Here is a 15,461-nt window from a genome sequence, read left to right as displayed (position 1 = left end):
CACCGGACAGGCTTACAGCATCGCGTTGATCAGCTCCACGATTTCCTCGCCATAGGAGGCCAGTTTTTTCTCGCCCACGCCGGAAATGCCGCGCATCTGGTCGAGCGAGGTAGGCTGGGCCTTGGCGATCTCGCGCAAGGTGGCATCGACAAAGATCACATAGGCCGGCACGCTGTGGGCGCGCGCCGTCTCCACCCGCCACCAGCGCAGCTTGTCGAAGATGGCCTGTTCCTGCGCCGTCAGGTCGGTTTCCACATAACCCTTCGGCACCGAGGCCGCGCGCTTCTGCTTGACCGGCTTCTGGTACTGGCGCAGCTGCACCTTCTGGCCGCCCTTCAGCACCGGGCGCGCCGCGTCGGTCAGCTTCAAGGAACTGAACTGCTCATGGTCGACCGTCACCAGGCCCAGCGCGATCACCTGGCGCAGAATGGCCCGCCATTCCTGCTCGCTGCGGTCGGCGCCGATGCCGAACACCGACAGCGAATCGTGATGCCAGGTCTTGATGCGATCGGTCTCGACCCCGCGCAGCACCTCGATCACATGGCCGGCCGCGAAGCGCTGGTCCACGCGATAGATGGCCGATAGCAGCTTCTGCACCGGCACCGTGCCGTCGAAGGAGACCGGCGGAATCAGGCAGGTATCGCAATTGCCGCAAGGCGAGGCCTGCTCGCCGAAATAATCGAGCAGCCGCACGCGGCGGCAGCTCAGCGTTTCGCACAGGCCCAGCATGGCATCGAGCTTGGTGCCCAGCACGCGCTTGAAATTCTCGTCGGCTTCTGATTCGTCGATCATGCGCCGCTGCAGCACCACGTCCTGCAAGCCATACGCCATCCAGGCGCTGGCCGGCATGCCATCGCGGCCGGCGCGGCCGGTTTCCTGGTAATAGCCCTCGATGCTCTTCGGCAGATCGAGGTGGGCCACGAAGCGCACGTCCGGCTTGTCGATGCCCATGCCGAAAGCGATGGTCGCCACCATCACGATATTTTCTTCGCGCAGGAAACGCGACTGGTTCGAGGCGCGCTTCGCATGCTCCATGCCGGCGTGATAAGCCATGGCGCGGATGCCGTTCTCGTTGAGGAATTCGGCTGTCTCTTCCACCTTCTTGCGCGACAGGCAGTAGACGATGCCGGAGTCGCCGCCATGCTCGGAGGTGATGAAGTCCAGCAGCTGCTTGCGGCCGTTGGCCTTCTCCACGATCTGGTAGCGTATATTCGGCCGGTCGAAGGAGGACACGAACTGCATCGCGTCTTCCAGCTGCAGGCGGTGCGCGATTTCGGCGCGCGTCTGCTGGTCGGCCGTTGCCGTCAGCGCGATGCGCGGCACGTTCGGGAACTGCTCGTGCAGCACCGACAGCTTGATGTATTCGGGACGGAAGTCGTGGCCCCACTGCGAGACGCAGTGCGCCTCGTCGATGGCGAACAGCGCGATCGGTGAATCCTGCAGCAGATCGAAGCAGCGCTGCGTCATCAGGCGTTCCGGCGCGATATAGACCAGGTCGATCTGACCGGTGCGCACCAGGCGCTCGATGCGCGCCGCTTCCTCGTAGGTCTGGGTCGAATTCAGGAAGGCCGCGCGCACGCCCACCTCGGCCAGCGCGTCGACCTGGTCCTGCATCAGCGCGATCAACGGCGAGATCACCACGCCCACGCCATCGCGCAGCATGGCCGGAATCTGGTAACACAGCGACTTGCCGCCGCCGGTTGGCATCAGCACCAGCGCATCGCCGCCATTGCCAACATGCTCGACAATCTCCGCCTGCTGACCGCGGAAGGCTGGATAGCCGAATACGGTCTGCAGCAGATGAAGGGCGCGTGCGCCGGTGTCCTGACTATTCATTGCTTAATCTACCCAAGCCACCATGCCGGTATACGAAGTCACGATGACCACCACGCCGAAGACGATGCGATACCAGGCAAACGCCGTGAAGTCGTGCGAGCTGATATAACGCAGCAGCCAGCGCACGCAGAGGAAGGCCGAAATGAAGGCCGCCACCGTGCCGATGCTGAAGAAACCGGTCAGATCGGCCGACAACAGCGCGCGCTCCTTATACAGCGAGTAGAAGGTGGCGCACAGCAGGGTAGGGATGGCGAGGAAGAAGGAGAACTCGGTGCCCGCCTTGCGCGACAGGCCAAACAGCATGCCGCCGATAATGGTGGCGCCGGAACGGCTGGTGCCGGGAATCAGGGCGAAGGCCTGGGCGAAGCCCACTTTCAGCGCGTCGCTGACGCTCATGTCTTCCACCGAATGGATGCGCACCGCCGTTGGATTGGTCTTGGCGCGGCGCTCGGCCCACAGGATCACGAAGCCGCCGATGATGAAGGCCAGCGCCACCGGCACCGGCTTGAACAGCACCGCCTTAATATGCTTGCCCACGAGCAGACCCAGAATGGCTAGCGGCAGGAAGGCCACGATCAGGTTCAATACGAATTTGCGCGCCTTGGGATCGCTGGTCAGGCCGGACAGCACGGAAGCGATGCGCGCGCGGTATTCCCAGCACACGGCCAGGATGGCGCCGGCCTGGATCACGATCTCGAAGACGTCGATCACTTCCTTCGATACATTGCGTTGCAGGTCGAGCAGGCTGCCGGCCAGGATCAGGTGGCCGGTCGAAGAAATCGGCAGGAATTCGGTAAAGCCTTCTACCAGGCCCATCACCAGAGCCTTCAGCGCAAAAATAATATCCATTGTGTATTTGATTAGCAGTTCGGTGGGGAGCGCGCGCGGACAGTCGGGGGCGCGGGCACGAAGCTTACCACGAGCGGCCTATGCGCCGGCATTCAACTCAAGCGTAGTCCCCGTTCCCCAGCCCGGTTTTGCGCTGGCACAGCCAAATGTAAGCAGATTAGTTGAGTTGTAAGCGCTTGTAAAAGCCGTCAACTGGTCGAAACCGGGTCGCGTTTCTTGCTCAGTGACACGGGAATTAGTGCACTAGATAAACAAACTTAAAAGGAACTCTGAAATGAAGAAAGTCATCGCTACCTTGATCGCTGGTTTGTTCGCTACCGCCGCATTTGCACAAGCCCCTGCCCCCGCGTCTGCCTCCGCATCCGCCGCTGCCTCCGCCCCCGTCGCCGCAGCCAAAGCCGATGGCAAGGAAGTCAAAGCCGACAGCAAAGAACACAAAGCCGCCAAGCACCACAAGAAAGCGAAAGCCGAAGAGAAAGTCAAAGCCGAAGAGAAAGCCAGCGCACCGGCCACCAAGTAATTCGCAGTACACAAAACCGACAACCGAATACCTGAACCGCATACTTTAAAGGACAACACCATGAAAAAGACCATCGCTACCCTGATCGCCGGCCTGTTCGCCACCGCTGCTTTCGCCGCTGCTCCAGCCCCAAGCACCACCCCAGCCACGCCAGCCGCCGCACCAGCCGCGGCTAAAGTGGAAAGCAAAGTCGAAGCCAAAGACAGCAAGGTAGCCGCCGGCGCCGAAGTCAAAGCCGAAGCCAAGCCGGAAGTCAAAGCCGAAGGTCACGGCAAAAAAGCCAAGGCGCACAAAGCCGAAAAAGCCGAAGGCAAGGAAGTGAAAGCCGAAGCCAAAGCTGAAAGCAAAGAAGCCAAAGCCGCCCCCGCGACCCCAGCCAAATAATCCTCCGCACCTCAAAAAAACCCGTGTTCTCAGGCACGGGTTTTTTTCGTTTGATCTGCATCAAAAAATGTCACACCCTGGTGTCAGGCACCAGGGTGTGACATTCCTTGATATAGCGCAAACAATGTCCGACCGCGGTGCCTGACACCAGGGTTGGACATTGTTTGATTTTGCGCAAAGGCGTCTTGCCTTTCACTTAGCTTGAGTGCTGGGAATTCAGGTTGGCGCCGTGGCGCGTTCCAGCTCATCCAGCCAGCGTATCGCATGTTCGCGGCTGGAGCCGCACATGTCAGCCGAGGGCTGCAAGCCACCGCAAAACGCGGGCCGCCCGGGTTGGCCGAAGATCAGGCAGCGTTGGTCTTCGTCCAGCTGAATGCAGCGCACGCCCGCCGGCTTCCCCAGCGGCATGCCGGGAATGGGGGTGGTGATCGAAGGCGCGGTGCAGCAGGCGCCGCAGCCGGAGCGGCAGTCGAGGGTAGAGGTGGAGGCAGTCATGGCTTGAAAATATGGCATCCCGCGCGGCACTGCGCGGTGAAGCGGTATTTTATGCCAGTCGGCCAGACTGCCTGCCGGAATTGCCGATCCGGCATCGGGGCGGTGTGAATCAGAAGCGGTATTCCAGCCCCGCCAGATAAGTCCTGCCACGCGCTGTGCTCAGCGGCTTATTGTCGCTCGACTGCGAGGGTATCGAGTTCAGACGGTTAAGGGCTTCCGAGAAGTCCTTGTTCATCGCGTTCTGCACGGACAGGCGCAGGAACAGGTTCTTGCTCATCTGGTAGCTGGCATACAGGTCCACCACTGCTGGAATCTTCGGATTCACCACCGTCATGGTTGCGCCAGTCACCTCGTCCGCCTCGTTATCGGGCGACAAGCGGCGGTTCGAACCGGTGTGTTGGACCAGGGCGCCCATTTCGAGCTTGTTGTCCAGCAGACGCGTGCCCAGATCGAGGGTGTAGTACACATTGGGCAGCTCGCTGATATCGCTGGCGCCGAACCAGCTGCTCGCAATCGAGGTGGGCTGGGTGGTCTTGCTGCGCGTGTAGGAGAGACGTGCATAGCTTGGGCCAAACTGGTATTGCGCCTCCAGTTCCACGCCGCGCGAACGCACCGGTGTCGGCGAGTTGACGTAGATGTACATATTCGTCATGTAATCGTCGAGCGTGGCCCAGTTGGTGGCGATCACTTCGGCGATATTGCACTTGCGCCCGCCCCGGCAAACCAGGAAGGACTGGCTGTTGATAAAGCCGTCGATCTTGCTGCGGAAGTAGAGCACCTTGAAGTTCAGCGCATCGTCCTTCGCCAGCAAGCCGTGCATGCTGGAGTTGAAACCCAACTGGTACGTGGCCGATTTCTCACCCTTCAGGAAGGGATTCATCGAAGCCCCGCCATCGTTGGAGAAGAACACTTCCTGCGGATTAGGGCCGCGCATGGTGCGCTCGGCGCTGGCGAAAGGCTGGAACCAGGGCTTGACCTGGGCCGACACCAGCAGCGAAGGCTGGACGCCATGTTCCTTGAGCGCGATCTGCGCCGCGCCTTGCGGGAAGCACTGCACGCGCGGGTCGCAGGCCGGCTTGTATCCGCTCAGCGTGAAGCTGGTGTAGTTCAGGCCCGCGTTGATCTGGTAGATGCCGTGGTTGTACTGCAGGCCCGCATGCAGGCTGTCGATCTTTTGCCTGCCCTCCGGGCCGAAAGTATTATTCTCGATCGACTGCTGGTTGGCGAGGGGATTGTCGGGATCGTGCACCAGGCTTTCCACATGTTTGCTGTACTTGTTGCGCATGACCTTGCCGCCCAGCGTCAGCAGCACGTCACCGCCGCCGAAGCGGAAGCTGCTGGTGTTGTTGATGTCGAAGGCATCGGCGCTGTTGGCCGCGTTGGTGTTGATGAAATTGATCAAAGCTCCCGGCATGTATTTCTGGTTGCCCCGGCTGCGGCTGGCCACTATGTTCAAGTCGATCAGCTCAGAGAACGGCGTGTAGTGGTATTTCAGATAGTAGTCGTCGCTCTTGATATCGCGCCGCGTGAAGCTGTTGCGGTAGTCGCGCGCCGACAGCTCCAGCGCGTGGAAATTGTTGACTTTCATATCGAGCTTGAGCAGCTGCGACTTGGGTTTTTGCCGGTAGTACTGGTTGTAGCCGAAGCCGAATTCTTCGCTGTTCACACCCTTTGCGTTCTTGTAGTTGCTGCCGATTACACTGGCGCTGGTGGCTGCCATGAAGCCCACGCTGCCGCCCTCGAAGGCCGGCAGCTTGATGCCCGCCGCCAGCATGGCGCTGCGACCCACGCCATTGCTGCCGGTGCTGAGCTTCGTGCGTCCGCCGGTCTTCTCGCCGGTGAACACCACATCGTCCACGCCGATGGTGCGGAAATTGGCGCTGCCGCTCAGAGCATTCACGCCATCGCTGCCCTTTGCGTTGCCGCGCGAGACGTCCACGCCGACGATAAAGTTGGGATCGATCAGGGCGCCGAACTGGCTGCTAGGCACGCTGCCGTGCGCCACTTCAGACGGCGCGCTGCCGTAGTAGTTCTGCGTCACGCCATCGATCATGGTGTTGACCCGGCCAAAGCCGGACAGGCCACGGATGTTGACGCTGATGGCGCCCTGGCCCGGATCGATTTGGGTGAAAGTGCCCGGCATGCCGCGCAGGATCTGGTCCACCGGCTGCAGGCGCGTATCGGCGCCGCGCGAACTGAAGGCGCCTGGCTTCTCCAGCGCTTGCTGGTCAACCTCGATGGCCTCGCCCGAAACGTTCAGCGGTGAGAATTCTACTTTGCCGTTCCCGCTGTCCTGCGTCTGGGCAGCCGCCTGCTGCGCTAACAGTGCTATGCATACGCCCACGGCGTGCGCCATTACTTTGGTTTTCATGTTTTCTCTCGACTTGTTTGTTATTGGAGTTGGCGGCGGCTGGAAAAATTGGGGGCATGGCGTCATGCAGCGCCGGGACGGCCTTCGGCATCGAGCTGGAAGGACACCGGCAAGGTGACGGTCACCGTGCCCTGGCGCAGCATGGCCTCGGGCGGAACGGGCAGGGGTTGGGCGCGCTCCAGTACTTGCAGCGCTTCGCGGTCCAGCAGCACCGCGCCCGAGGATGCGACCAATTCGCTTGCCAGCAGCTTGCCGTCGCGGCCCAACTGAAAACGTACCCAGGCCTCGCCTGTGCGGCGGCGCTGGCGCGCTTCCAGCGGATAGCGTTTAAAGTGGGCCAGATGACTCAGCACGCGGCTTTGCCAACTGGCCTGCACTGCATGGGACGAAGGCGCGTCGCTATTGAAAGGCGCCGCTTGCGGACCGCGCAAGGCGGCGGGCGCCGGCGTGGCGCTGCTGCTGGCCTGTGCCGGCTGGGATGCTTCCTGCGGCGCGTCCTTGCCCGGCTCGGGCGGCGCGACGCTGGACTGCTCTTGCCGCGCCGGTTTTTCCGCCGCCACGATTTGCGGCGCGGCGGCGCGCGCCAGCGCCGGCAAGGCATCCTGCCTGCTGCGACTAGGGGGCTGCTGTGCCGCGCTGGCGGCGGCCGACTGGCGCGCGCCGACCGCATGGCTGGGCTGCGTTTCCTCCGACATGGCTTGCGCCGCGAAGACGAGCATCACGGCGGCTGCCGGCTGCAACTGCGGCACGGTGGCTGGCCGCCAGCTGGCCCATAACAGCAGGGCCAGTGTGGCCGCCACCACCAGCGAGGTGGCGATGCCCCAGCTCAGCACCGGGCGCGGCGCCAGGGCGGGCGTACTCACTCGCCCTCCCGGCCCACCAGGCCCACTTTCAGATAGCCGGCCTGGCGCAAGGCGTCCATCACGCCCAGCACGTCCTCATACGCGGCCCGCTTGTCGGCCTGGAAGAACAGGGTGCGCTGACGGTCGCCGCCGGTCTGCGCGTCGAGCAGGCTGCCCAGTTGGTCGCGCACCACCGGCGTTTCGCCCAGATACAGGCTGCGGTCGGCCTTGAGCGAAACGAAGAGCGCCTTGTCGGGGCGCGGCTCCGGCTTGGCCGTGGCGGCGGGCAGGTCGATCTTCAGGTCGACGGTGGCCAGCGGCGACACCACCATGAAGATAATCAGCAGCACCAGCATCACGTCGATGAAGGGCGTGACGTTGATCTCGCTCAGCTCCGGCATATCGGCCGCATCGTCGGCCTGGGAAGGGAAGAGGGAGGCCATGGTTCAAGCCAGCTTGCGCGCATTGGCGGGCGCCGGTGCTTCCCGCAGATCGAGTTCGCGGCTCAGCATCAGCAGCACCTGGGCCGAGGCGGCGCGCAACTGCGCCTTGTAGTGGTTGATGCCGCGACTCAGCAGGTTGTAGATGACCACGGCCGGAATCGCCGCCACCAGGCCCAGGGCCGTCGCCAGCAGCGCTTCCGCAATGCCGGGAGCGACCGTCGCCAGGTTCGTGCTCTGGCTGGCGGCGATGCCGATAAAGCTGTTCATGATGCCCCACACGGTGCCGAACAGGCCGACGAAGGGCGCCACCGCGCCGATGCTGGCCAGCAGGCCTATGCCCTGTGCCATCGCGCGCACCTGCTGCGCAATCAGCTGCTCCTGGCGGAAACCCGCGCGCTCCTTCAGCGCGGCCGCCGGCGCTTGCGCATGGGACAGGCGCTGCTCCTGCTGCACATCTTCCAGCAGCAAGCGGGCCAGCGCCGCCTGGGCGCCGTCCTGCGCCTTGGCCGCGGCCTGCGGCAAGGACTCCGACGCTTTCAATAAAGCCAGCGCCCGGTCCGCGTCGCGCTGGCCCTTGAGCAGGCTGGCGCCTTTCACCAGCAGCACCACCCAGGCCGCCAGCGCCGCCGCCAGCAGCGCAATCAGAACGCTTTTGACCACTTGGTCGGCGGCCAGGAACATGCCGAGCGGGGACAGGTCGTGCGGCAGGGCGCCGGCCTGCGCGGCGGAACTCAGGGAAAGCAGCAGTGCACCGCAGACGAGCGGACGGCGGAATACATCGATATTCATATCAGCAGAATCAGGTTAAAGACATCAACAGGCATGGCTGCGCCAAAGGCGGCGCAAGCGCATGCAAAAACAACCTGGCTGCTACGGAGGGAGCGTGCTGGGGAGAGATGCCGGAACGGACGTCCGGCGGCGTCAAACGGTCAAGCTGCTTACTGCGTGCCGGCGGCGGCAGGAGCCACCGGCGTGAACCACACGAAATCGGCTTGCTGCGCGGTGATGGGCGCGCCGCGCTGGGCCAGCATCAGCACGATCGGCGGCGCGCTGCCCGTCAGATCCTGCACATGCAGGGGAACGCCCATATCCTTGGCCGCGTGGTAGCCGCCGGCGATCAGCAGGGCCGGCGCGGGCGCGGCCAGCAGGCGTTCGGCCATGCGGCGGTCGCGCTGCTGCTGCACTGACAGCATGGCGGCCAGGCGTGGCGCGTCGATCTGATTATCGTGCATCTCGCGGATGATCTGTTGCTGCTGGGCGCGCACCTTGTCCGCATTGGCCAGGTTGGAATGCTTGCCCTGCAGCGTGGGCTGGGCGGCAAACAGCTGCTTGATCTCGCTGCGGTCCAGATTGGCCGACCACACGGGGTAGGGCGCGCGCATGGCTTCCATCACCATGTCGCCATACAGCTCCCACTTCCAGCTCGGCTGCCAGGACAGCAGCTTGGCCACATGTTCGGAGCGCACCACGGGATCGCTTTGCAGCCAGGGCTTGACCTCGTCCACCTTGGCCTGCTGGTCAGGATTGAGCATCTCCAGCAGCACCGCGCCCTGCGCCCGCTGGCCTTGCAGCTGCGCCAGCAGCCATTGCTGGATGCGGTGGTGGCTCAATTGGTCGTGCTCCTCGCCCACGATCACGCGCGGCGCCGCGGCCAGTTGGGCCAGCAATTGTTCGGGACTCAGGCGCTGGCCGCTGCGCAGCTCGACGATTTCGCCGGTCTGGCGCACTTCCTGCGCCAAGGTGGTGGCCGCAGGGGCGACCGGCGCCACGCTGCCGCAAGCGCTCAAGGCCAGGGCGCAGGCGGGCAGGATGGCGGCAAGGGAAAGGGGGATTTTCATGAGCTGCGGCCTTATAAGGTGATGCTAAAAAACGATAACTGGCCGCATTTTAATAGAAATGATTCTCATTTACAAATCTGCGTTGACGCGTGCGCAAGCCGGCATTGCGGCTAAGGTCACGCCGCCGGCCAAGCGCTCAGTAATCGCTCGCCGCATATTTTCCGGCGCCCCCTTGAGCAGTTCCGGCCAGTCCGCTTTTGCCTTGGCGACCACCGCTTTGGCAAGCTGCAGGATGCGGCTGCGGCGCACTACCTTTGCCTTTTCGAGCATTGTGTCGAGTTCGTCCCAGGTGAGTGCCCGCACTGTTTTGTCGATCGCCCTATTGAGTCCATAGTCTTGTTCGGATGCGCCGTCGAAGAATGCTGTGATGCAAACCGGGTCGTAAAGTGGGGCCAGTTCAGGGTGGATGCCATCCGGATAGCGTAAGGCCCAGTTTTTCAAGTGGGCATCGGCATTGCCCATCAGGATGAAGGTAACGAAGCGGTTGACGAATTCCTGCACGTCCTGCGCCGGCCGGGTTGACAGCTGGTCGATAATGCGCAGCATGTCCGAAAAATCTTTCTGAAGCCCTTTGCCATATTTATGCTTGGGCTCATATCCCAGCACTTGAGCGAACTCTTCCATGTGAATGCGTCGACCGCCCGGGCCGCGGTCAAATCTCTCCACCGCCAGAATGTTTTCAAACGGCACATTTTCCGGCAGCTCCGCGTCATCGCGCGAAATCACGGAAGCGTTGGCGCAGTTCAGACCCACCGATTTGCAGAGTTGGAAGCCCATGAATTCGTTGGCCACCAGGTCCGGATGCCGCGTGGTCGGCAATTTGAGGATGTATGAGCCCGCCGCGCCGTGACGTTTGACGACATAGCGGCGGCCCTCGCGCACCGCCGAGAACTTGGTGATGACACCCGGCAACGCCGACGCGTCTTCTACAGGGAATTCGACGAAACCAGGTTCGAGCACGTCCAGGCCCAGCGCCGCGTGCCAGTGGCGAACCGTATCCGGGATACCCTCAGCGCTGGGAACCGGCTCAACTTCAATCGCTCCCATCAAGTCATGGCCGGCTGCGGCCAACAGCTCGAACTCATCATCCGGACTGCATCCGCGCTGCGCGGCCAGCCGGTCGCGGTTGTGCCCCTCGGGCAGCAAATTCTGGAAGTAAGCCGGCCACTTGCCGTCGCTGCGCGCCAGCCGAATATCGCGCGGCGCGCTCAAAATCGCTCTCGTAGTGGCCTCACTCGCACCAAGGTAACTTAATGAGAGTGTGGGACGAGCGGCATTGTTGACGTAATCGTCGCTGAACGACACCCGCAGGATGTCACCGTACTGTGATAGGTAGCCGATGAGGTTTTTGGCGCCATCCGGCGAGTGCAGGAACATCCGCAGGTAGCGGATCGCTGTGCTCATGGCCTGCCTTTGGGGGCGGTAAGCTTTTTGGCGGCTTCATCGGGTTGCAGCAACTCGTCGATCAAGGACGCCGGTGCGCCGATGCCGGAAGGCTGGCCGAGGAAGCGGCCGCCAGACCGAATAAAGTCCTCCAGGTCTGGGCGTAACGCCTTCGGCACCAGCATCAGATCCATGCCGAGTGCACGCGCCAGCACCTGAAGTGTCGACAGCCGTGGGTCGATCTTTCCGGCTTCTGTTCTTTGAACCGTCATGCGGCTTACGCCCGCGCGCTGCGCCAGCGCATCGTGTGTCAGTCCAAAGGCCTTTCGTGCATTTGTAAGCTCACTCAAGGCATTGCTCATAATAGTACTCATTTGAAAAAATTGAGTATAAAGAGTAGCATTGTGATTGTGCAGGGTCAATTTATACGAGTAGTAAGCTGTGCACCTATTCCGGCATGACACTAGTCCTGAGCTTGACGTTCCCCCCACCCAGGTCTACCATAACTGACTCAAGAGTAAGTTACCGAAACACTATAGTTATGCAAGTTCCTCCCGATACCAAGCCGCGCTGGGAGCGCCGCAAGGATGCCCGGCCGCAAGAGCTGTTGGCTGCCGCCCTCGATCTGTTTGTCGAGCGCGGTTATGCCTCTACCCGGCTGGAGGATGTGGCGCGTCGCGCGGGCGTGTCCAAGGGCACCTTATATCTGTATTTTGAAAACAAGCAGGAGCTGTTCAAGGCCGTCGTGCGCGAAACCATCGGCGAGTGCATCGGCCAGGCCGAGCTGGACGTGGCCGCCGCCGAGGACGTGCACAGCGCCGAGCTGCTGCGCCTGATGCTGTGGCGCTGGTGGGAGCAGGTCGGCTCGACCCGCATTGCCGGCCTGACCAAATTGATGATGGTCGAAGCCGGCAACTTCCCCGAGCTGAGCACGTTCTATAACGAGGAAGTGGCGGCGCGCGGCGACGCGCTCGTGATGCGCATCCTGGAACGCGGCATCGCGCGCGGCGAATTCCGGCCCCACGATCCCAAGGTGATGATGCCCATCCTCACGGCGCCCGTGCTGATGCTGGTGATGTGGGTGCACAAGTTCTTCCCTTGCGAAAACCATGAGGGCTTGGACGCCAACGCCTACCTGAGTTCCCTGATCGATGTGGCGCTGAATGGCCTGCTGCCGCGGCCGCCGGACCGGGAATAATGGAGCAAGCTTGTGGTTTTTGTACGTTCAGCCCCCTTAAAATGCAGACTGTCGCAATTTTCTGTCGGCCCCCGGCATTATCGTTAACATGGGCGTCTGAGCCGTTCAACGCTAAAATGTCGGATTATCTAATCTTCACCGAGTCATAAAGATGAATATCGAACAAGCCCGCTTCAACATGGTCGAACAGCAAATCCGTCCTTGGGACGTGCTGGACACGGATGTGCTGGATCTGCTGTCGGTGGTCAAACGCGAGAATTTCGTGCCGGCCGCTTACAAAAACATCGCCTTCGTGGACACCGAAATCCCGCTGGCGGGCGGCGAAGCCATGTTCACGCCGAAGCTGGAAGCGCGCATCCTGCAGGATGTGGGCCTGAAAAAACATGAGAACGTGCTGGAAATCGGCACGGGCAGCGGCTACATGGCCGCCTTGCTGGCGCACCGCGGGCGCCATGTGACCACGGTGGAAATCTCGCCGGAACTGAAGGCGCAGGCGGAAAAGACCCTGGCCGAGAACGGCGTCACCAATGTGACGGTGGAGCTGGGCAACGGCGCCCAGGGCTGGGCCAACGGCGCGCCTTTCGACGTGATCGTCATTTCCGGCGCCTTGCCGGTGCTGCCGGAAGCCTTCCTGCAGCAGGTCAAGGTCGGCGGCCGCATCCTGGCCATCATCGGCGAAGCGCCGGTCATGTCGGCCCACCTGATCACCCGCGTTTCCGAAGCCGGCTACGACACGGTCAAGCTGTTCGAGACCAGCACCAAGCCGCTGAAGGACGCCGTGACCCCGTCCCAGTTCACCTTCTAAGCCGGGCGGGACGCATGCAGCATCTTACTGCTCCCGAACTGGCCGACTGGCTGGCCGACAGCGGCCGGCCAGCGCCGCTCCTGCTCGACGTGCGCGAAGGCTGGGAATTCGAGACCTGCCATATCGCCGGCTCGACCCTGATGCCGATGAATACCGTGCCGGCCCGCGTCAACGAGCTCGATGAGGAAGCCGCCATCGTCTGCATCTGCCACCATGGCGCGCGCAGCATGCAGGTGGCGGCCTGGTTGGAGCACTACGGTTTCAGCAATATCACGAATTTGACAGGCGGCATTCACGCCTGGGCTGTGCAGGTGGACAGCGCCATGCCGAAGTACTGAGTTTCGTACCCGGCCGAAGAATAGTTTCAGCGTTATACCAAGAAGAAGTACCTAAAACTTATTTTTTGACGACTCCAATGGAGAATGCAATGCAGAGACCTACTATCGCCGTGCTGATCGCCAGCGCGCTGTTTACGCTCAACGCTCAGGCGGCCGACCTGGTCCAGGTGTACCAGCAGGCACTGGCAAACGATGCCACCTATGCCAGCGCGCGTTCCAATCTGGCCGCCGGCCGGGAACGCAGCACCCAGGGCCGCTCTGCCTTGCTGCCGCAGATTAATGCCAGCGGCACCCATATGAAGAACGATGGCACGATCACGCCCAAAGCCACCCAGGTCAAGTCCTCGTCCGACAGCACCTCCGGCGACATCAAGCTGACCCTGTCGCAGCCCCTGTTCAACTGGGCCAACTGGGAAAGCTACCAGCAGAGCAAACTGCAGCAATCGATTTCGGAAGCGGTCTTCGCCCAGTCCGAGGAAGACCTGATTGTGCGCGTGGCCCAGGCTTACTTCGACGTGCTGACCGCGCAGGACAACCTGACCGCGACCCAGGCGCAGAAGGCGGCGACCACCGAGCAGCTGGCATCGGCCAAGCGCAATTTCGAGGTCGGCACCCAGACCATCACCGACACCCATGAAGCGCAAGCGGCCTACGACTTGATCGTGGCCCAGGAATTCGCCGCCATCAACGATCTGGAAGTCAAACGCGCCGCCCTGCAGCAGATCATCGGCCAGCCGTCCGGCGCCCTGGCGACTCTGCGCACCGGCGTGCGCATCTCGCCGCCGTCGCCGGCCAGTATCGAACCATGGATCTCGGCCGCCGAGAACCAGAACTATGGCGTGGTGGGCGCCAAGCTGAACGCCGAAATCGCCAAGCGCGAAATCTCGCGCAGCCGCGCCGGCCATGCGCCGACCCTGAACCTGGTGGCGGGCGCCGAGCGCAGCACCGGCACCGGCGGTCCGAATCCTGCCGTCGGCCGCAACAACAGCATCGGCCTGCAGTGGAATGTGCCGATCTTTAACGGCTTCGCCGTGACCAGCAAGGTGCGCGAATCGATCTCGCTGGAAGAAAAATCGCGCAACGATCTGGAGGCGACGCGCCGCCAGGCTTCGCAGAACGCGCGCCAGGCTTACCTGGGCGTGAACAGCGGCCTGGCCACGGTCAAGGCGCTGGAAGCGGCCGAAGTGTCGAGCAAATCGGCGCTGGAATCGAACAAGCTGGGTTACCAGGTGGGCGTGCGTATCAATATCGACGTGCTGAATGCCCAGCGCCAGCTGTACAACACCCAGAAAGACCTGGCGAAGGCGCGCTACGACACCATCATGAATGGTCTGCGCCTGAAGGCGGCGGCCGGCTCCTTGAAGCCGGAAGATCTGCAGCCGATCAACGATCTGCTGGTGAAGTAAAAGCAAAGGGGCCATCGGCCCCTTTTTTTATGTCATGCGATGGATGCGAGAGGGAGGATGGCAATGGCGGTAAGCGTGGTGCTGTGGGACCTGGATGGAACCCTGATCCAGAGCGAAGACATTCATATGGATTCCATCGTGCATGCCTGTGCCCTGCACGGCCTGCAGCTGGAAACGCCGCTGCGGCTGCCGTCCGGCCTGGACGGTCCCGGCGTCTACCGCATCCTGTTTGGCCTGGCGCCGTCCGCGCCGCTGCCCGCCGCCTACCACGACTGGTACAGCGCCACGATCGAATACGTGCTGCGCCATGTGCGGCGCGCCGAGCCGGCGGCGGCGGCGGTGGACTTCTGCAAATGGCTGGCGCAACTGGGCGTGGCGCAATCGTTGGTCTCCAATTCCAGCCCGCCCATCCTCGACGCGTCGCTGCGCCATCTGGGCCTGCGCGCCCACTTCCATCATCTGTGCAGCGGCGACCAGTTCGCGCGCGGCAAGCCGGAGCCGCATGTGTATCTGCATGCGGCGCGCCTGCATGGGGTGGATGTGAAGGAGTGTCTGGCTTTCGAGGATAGCCTGAACGGCGTGATGGCGGCCAAGGCGGCCGGCATTCGCGTGATCGCCCTGTCGGACGACGAAAAGGTGCGCGGCGCCGCCGATGGTTTCATCCCCACCGGCGACATGGCTTGCTGGGCCAGCGTGCGCCGCGAATTCGAGAGCGATTTCGATTGCGAGGCCGCGCCGGCCTAAGGCGCGCGC

At 62.6% G+C, this 15,461-nt stretch carries 17 protein-coding genes; 7 read left to right on the top strand and 10 right to left on the bottom strand.

The genetic code is table 11. The features are described 5' to 3' along the window. Nucleotides 1-12: 12 nt before the first annotated feature. Both recQ and FHS03_RS14190 read right to left on the bottom strand, forming a co-directional pair. Nucleotides 13-1,836: a DNA helicase RecQ gene (gene recQ / locus FHS03_RS14195; RefSeq protein ID WP_183441614.1), complete on the bottom strand. Its 1,824-nt coding sequence runs from the start codon at nt 1,834-1,836 to the stop codon at nt 13-15. Between the two features lie 3 nt (nt 1,837-1,839). Then, nucleotides 1,840-2,685 (bottom strand): undecaprenyl-diphosphate phosphatase, encoded by an 846-nt coding sequence (locus FHS03_RS14190; protein WP_183441613.1) that lies wholly within the window; start codon nt 2,683-2,685, stop codon nt 1,840-1,842. Nucleotides 2,686-2,959: 274 nt separating this feature from the next. Here FHS03_RS14190 and FHS03_RS14185 point away from each other — a divergent pair, with 274 nt between their 5' ends. Both FHS03_RS14185 and FHS03_RS14180 read left to right on the top strand, forming a co-directional pair. Continuing rightward, nucleotides 2,960-3,205, top strand: a complete 246-nt coding sequence (locus FHS03_RS14185; RefSeq protein ID WP_183441612.1) for a hypothetical protein — start codon at nt 2,960-2,962, stop codon at nt 3,203-3,205. A 60-nt stretch (nt 3,206-3,265) separates the two neighbouring features. After that, the gene (locus FHS03_RS14180; protein ID WP_183441611.1) at nt 3,266-3,589 is read left to right on the top strand and encodes a hypothetical protein; all 324 of its coding nucleotides are present in this window, start codon (nt 3,266-3,268) and stop codon (nt 3,587-3,589) included. A 216-nt stretch (nt 3,590-3,805) separates the two neighbouring features. Here FHS03_RS14180 and FHS03_RS14175 read toward each other — a convergent pair whose 3' ends face one another. From FHS03_RS14175 to FHS03_RS14140, 8 genes are all read right to left on the bottom strand, one after another. Further along, nucleotides 3,806-4,084, bottom strand: coding sequence for a YkgJ family cysteine cluster protein (locus FHS03_RS14175; RefSeq protein ID WP_183441610.1), 279 nt, complete (start codon nt 4,082-4,084; stop codon nt 3,806-3,808). A gap of 109 nt (nt 4,085-4,193) precedes the next feature. Then, complete coding sequence (locus FHS03_RS14170) at nt 4,194-6,455, bottom strand: TonB-dependent receptor domain-containing protein (protein WP_183441609.1); 2,262 nt, start codon at nt 6,453-6,455, stop codon at nt 4,194-4,196. A gap of 62 nt (nt 6,456-6,517) precedes the next feature. Next, nucleotides 6,518-7,318, bottom strand: a complete 801-nt coding sequence (locus FHS03_RS14165; RefSeq protein ID WP_183441608.1) for an energy transducer TonB — start codon at nt 7,316-7,318, stop codon at nt 6,518-6,520. Beyond that, nucleotides 7,315-7,740 (bottom strand): TonB system transport protein ExbD, encoded by a 426-nt coding sequence (exbD, locus tag FHS03_RS14160; RefSeq protein WP_221208143.1) that lies wholly within the window; start codon nt 7,738-7,740, stop codon nt 7,315-7,317. The genes FHS03_RS14165 and exbD overlap by 4 nt, the downstream gene beginning before the upstream one ends. A gap of 3 nt (nt 7,741-7,743) precedes the next feature. Then, nucleotides 7,744-8,529 (bottom strand): tonB-system energizer ExbB, encoded by a 786-nt coding sequence (gene exbB, locus FHS03_RS14155; RefSeq protein ID WP_183441607.1) that lies wholly within the window; start codon nt 8,527-8,529, stop codon nt 7,744-7,746. Nucleotides 8,530-8,678: 149 nt separating this feature from the next. Then, nucleotides 8,679-9,578 carry a ChaN family lipoprotein gene (locus tag FHS03_RS14150; RefSeq protein WP_183441606.1) on the bottom strand — a complete coding sequence of 300 codons (900 nt, stop codon included), beginning with the start codon at nt 9,576-9,578 and terminating at the stop codon, nt 8,679-8,681. 69 nt (nt 9,579-9,647) lie between these two features. After that, a complete protein-coding gene (locus tag FHS03_RS14145) occupies nt 9,648-10,982 on the bottom strand; it encodes a type II toxin-antitoxin system HipA family toxin (protein WP_183441605.1) in 1,335 nt (444 codons plus the stop codon). Beyond that, nucleotides 10,979-11,323, bottom strand: coding sequence for a helix-turn-helix domain-containing protein (locus FHS03_RS14140; protein WP_183441604.1), 345 nt, complete (start codon nt 11,321-11,323; stop codon nt 10,979-10,981). The genes FHS03_RS14145 and FHS03_RS14140 overlap by 4 nt, the downstream gene beginning before the upstream one ends. 179 nt (nt 11,324-11,502) lie before the next feature. Here FHS03_RS14140 and FHS03_RS14135 point away from each other — a divergent pair, with 179 nt between their 5' ends. The 5 genes from FHS03_RS14135 to FHS03_RS14115 all read left to right on the top strand — a co-directional run bounded on the left by FHS03_RS14135 (nt 11,503) and on the right by FHS03_RS14115 (nt 15,452). Beyond that, the gene (locus FHS03_RS14135; protein ID WP_183441603.1) at nt 11,503-12,159 is read left to right on the top strand and encodes a TetR/AcrR family transcriptional regulator; all 657 of its coding nucleotides are present in this window, start codon (nt 11,503-11,505) and stop codon (nt 12,157-12,159) included. 151 nt (nt 12,160-12,310) lie between these two features. Next, nucleotides 12,311-12,964, top strand: coding sequence for a protein-L-isoaspartate O-methyltransferase family protein (locus FHS03_RS14130; RefSeq protein ID WP_183441602.1), 654 nt, complete (start codon nt 12,311-12,313; stop codon nt 12,962-12,964). 14 nt (nt 12,965-12,978) lie between these two features. After that, a complete protein-coding gene (locus tag FHS03_RS14125) occupies nt 12,979-13,302 on the top strand; it encodes a rhodanese-like domain-containing protein (protein WP_183441601.1) in 324 nt (107 codons plus the stop codon). Between the two features lie 89 nt (nt 13,303-13,391). Beyond that, nucleotides 13,392-14,708 (top strand): TolC family outer membrane protein, encoded by a 1,317-nt coding sequence (locus tag FHS03_RS14120; protein ID WP_183441600.1) that lies wholly within the window; start codon nt 13,392-13,394, stop codon nt 14,706-14,708. Between the two features lie 57 nt (nt 14,709-14,765). Continuing rightward, a complete protein-coding gene (locus tag FHS03_RS14115) occupies nt 14,766-15,452 on the top strand; it encodes an HAD family hydrolase (RefSeq protein WP_183441599.1) in 687 nt (228 codons plus the stop codon). The last annotated feature ends 9 nt before the right edge of the window (nt 15,453-15,461 follow it).

The sequence above is a fragment of the Pseudoduganella violacea genome (assembly GCF_014191875.1).
Classification (GTDB): Bacteria; Pseudomonadota; Gammaproteobacteria; order Burkholderiales; family Burkholderiaceae_D; genus Rugamonas; species Rugamonas violacea_A.
This window is presented reverse-complemented; position numbering and strand designations above follow the sequence as displayed.

Coding starts and splice junctions, on each gene's coding strand:
- recQ (WP_183441614.1), bottom strand. CDS start 1,836: ATGAATAGTCAGGACACCGGCGCACGCGCCCTTCATCTGCTGCAGACC.
- FHS03_RS14190 (WP_183441613.1), bottom strand. CDS start 2,685: ATGGATATTATTTTTGCGCTGAAGGCTCTGGTGATGGGCCTGGTAGAA.
- FHS03_RS14185 (WP_183441612.1), top strand. CDS start 2,960: ATGAAGAAAGTCATCGCTACCTTGATCGCTGGTTTGTTCGCTACCGCC.
- FHS03_RS14180 (WP_183441611.1), top strand. CDS start 3,266: ATGAAAAAGACCATCGCTACCCTGATCGCCGGCCTGTTCGCCACCGCT.
- FHS03_RS14175 (WP_183441610.1), bottom strand. CDS start 4,084: ATGACTGCCTCCACCTCTACCCTCGACTGCCGCTCCGGCTGCGGCGCC.
- FHS03_RS14170 (WP_183441609.1), bottom strand. CDS start 6,455: ATGAAAACCAAAGTAATGGCGCACGCCGTGGGCGTATGCATAGCACTG.
- exbD (WP_221208143.1), bottom strand. CDS start 7,740: ATGGCCTCCCTCTTCCCTTCCCAGGCCGACGATGCGGCCGATATGCCG.
- exbB (WP_183441607.1), bottom strand. CDS start 8,529: ATGAATATCGATGTATTCCGCCGTCCGCTCGTCTGCGGTGCACTGCTG.
- FHS03_RS14150 (WP_183441606.1), bottom strand. CDS start 9,578: ATGAAAATCCCCCTTTCCCTTGCCGCCATCCTGCCCGCCTGCGCCCTG.
- FHS03_RS14145 (WP_183441605.1), bottom strand. CDS start 10,982: ATGAGCACAGCGATCCGCTACCTGCGGATGTTCCTGCACTCGCCGGAT.
- FHS03_RS14140 (WP_183441604.1), bottom strand. CDS start 11,323: ATGAGCAATGCCTTGAGTGAGCTTACAAATGCACGAAAGGCCTTTGGA.
- FHS03_RS14135 (WP_183441603.1), top strand. CDS start 11,503: ATGCAAGTTCCTCCCGATACCAAGCCGCGCTGGGAGCGCCGCAAGGAT.
- FHS03_RS14130 (WP_183441602.1), top strand. CDS start 12,311: ATGAATATCGAACAAGCCCGCTTCAACATGGTCGAACAGCAAATCCGT.
- FHS03_RS14125 (WP_183441601.1), top strand. CDS start 12,979: ATGCAGCATCTTACTGCTCCCGAACTGGCCGACTGGCTGGCCGACAGC.
- FHS03_RS14120 (WP_183441600.1), top strand. CDS start 13,392: ATGCAGAGACCTACTATCGCCGTGCTGATCGCCAGCGCGCTGTTTACG.
- FHS03_RS14115 (WP_183441599.1), top strand. CDS start 14,766: ATGGCAATGGCGGTAAGCGTGGTGCTGTGGGACCTGGATGGAACCCTG.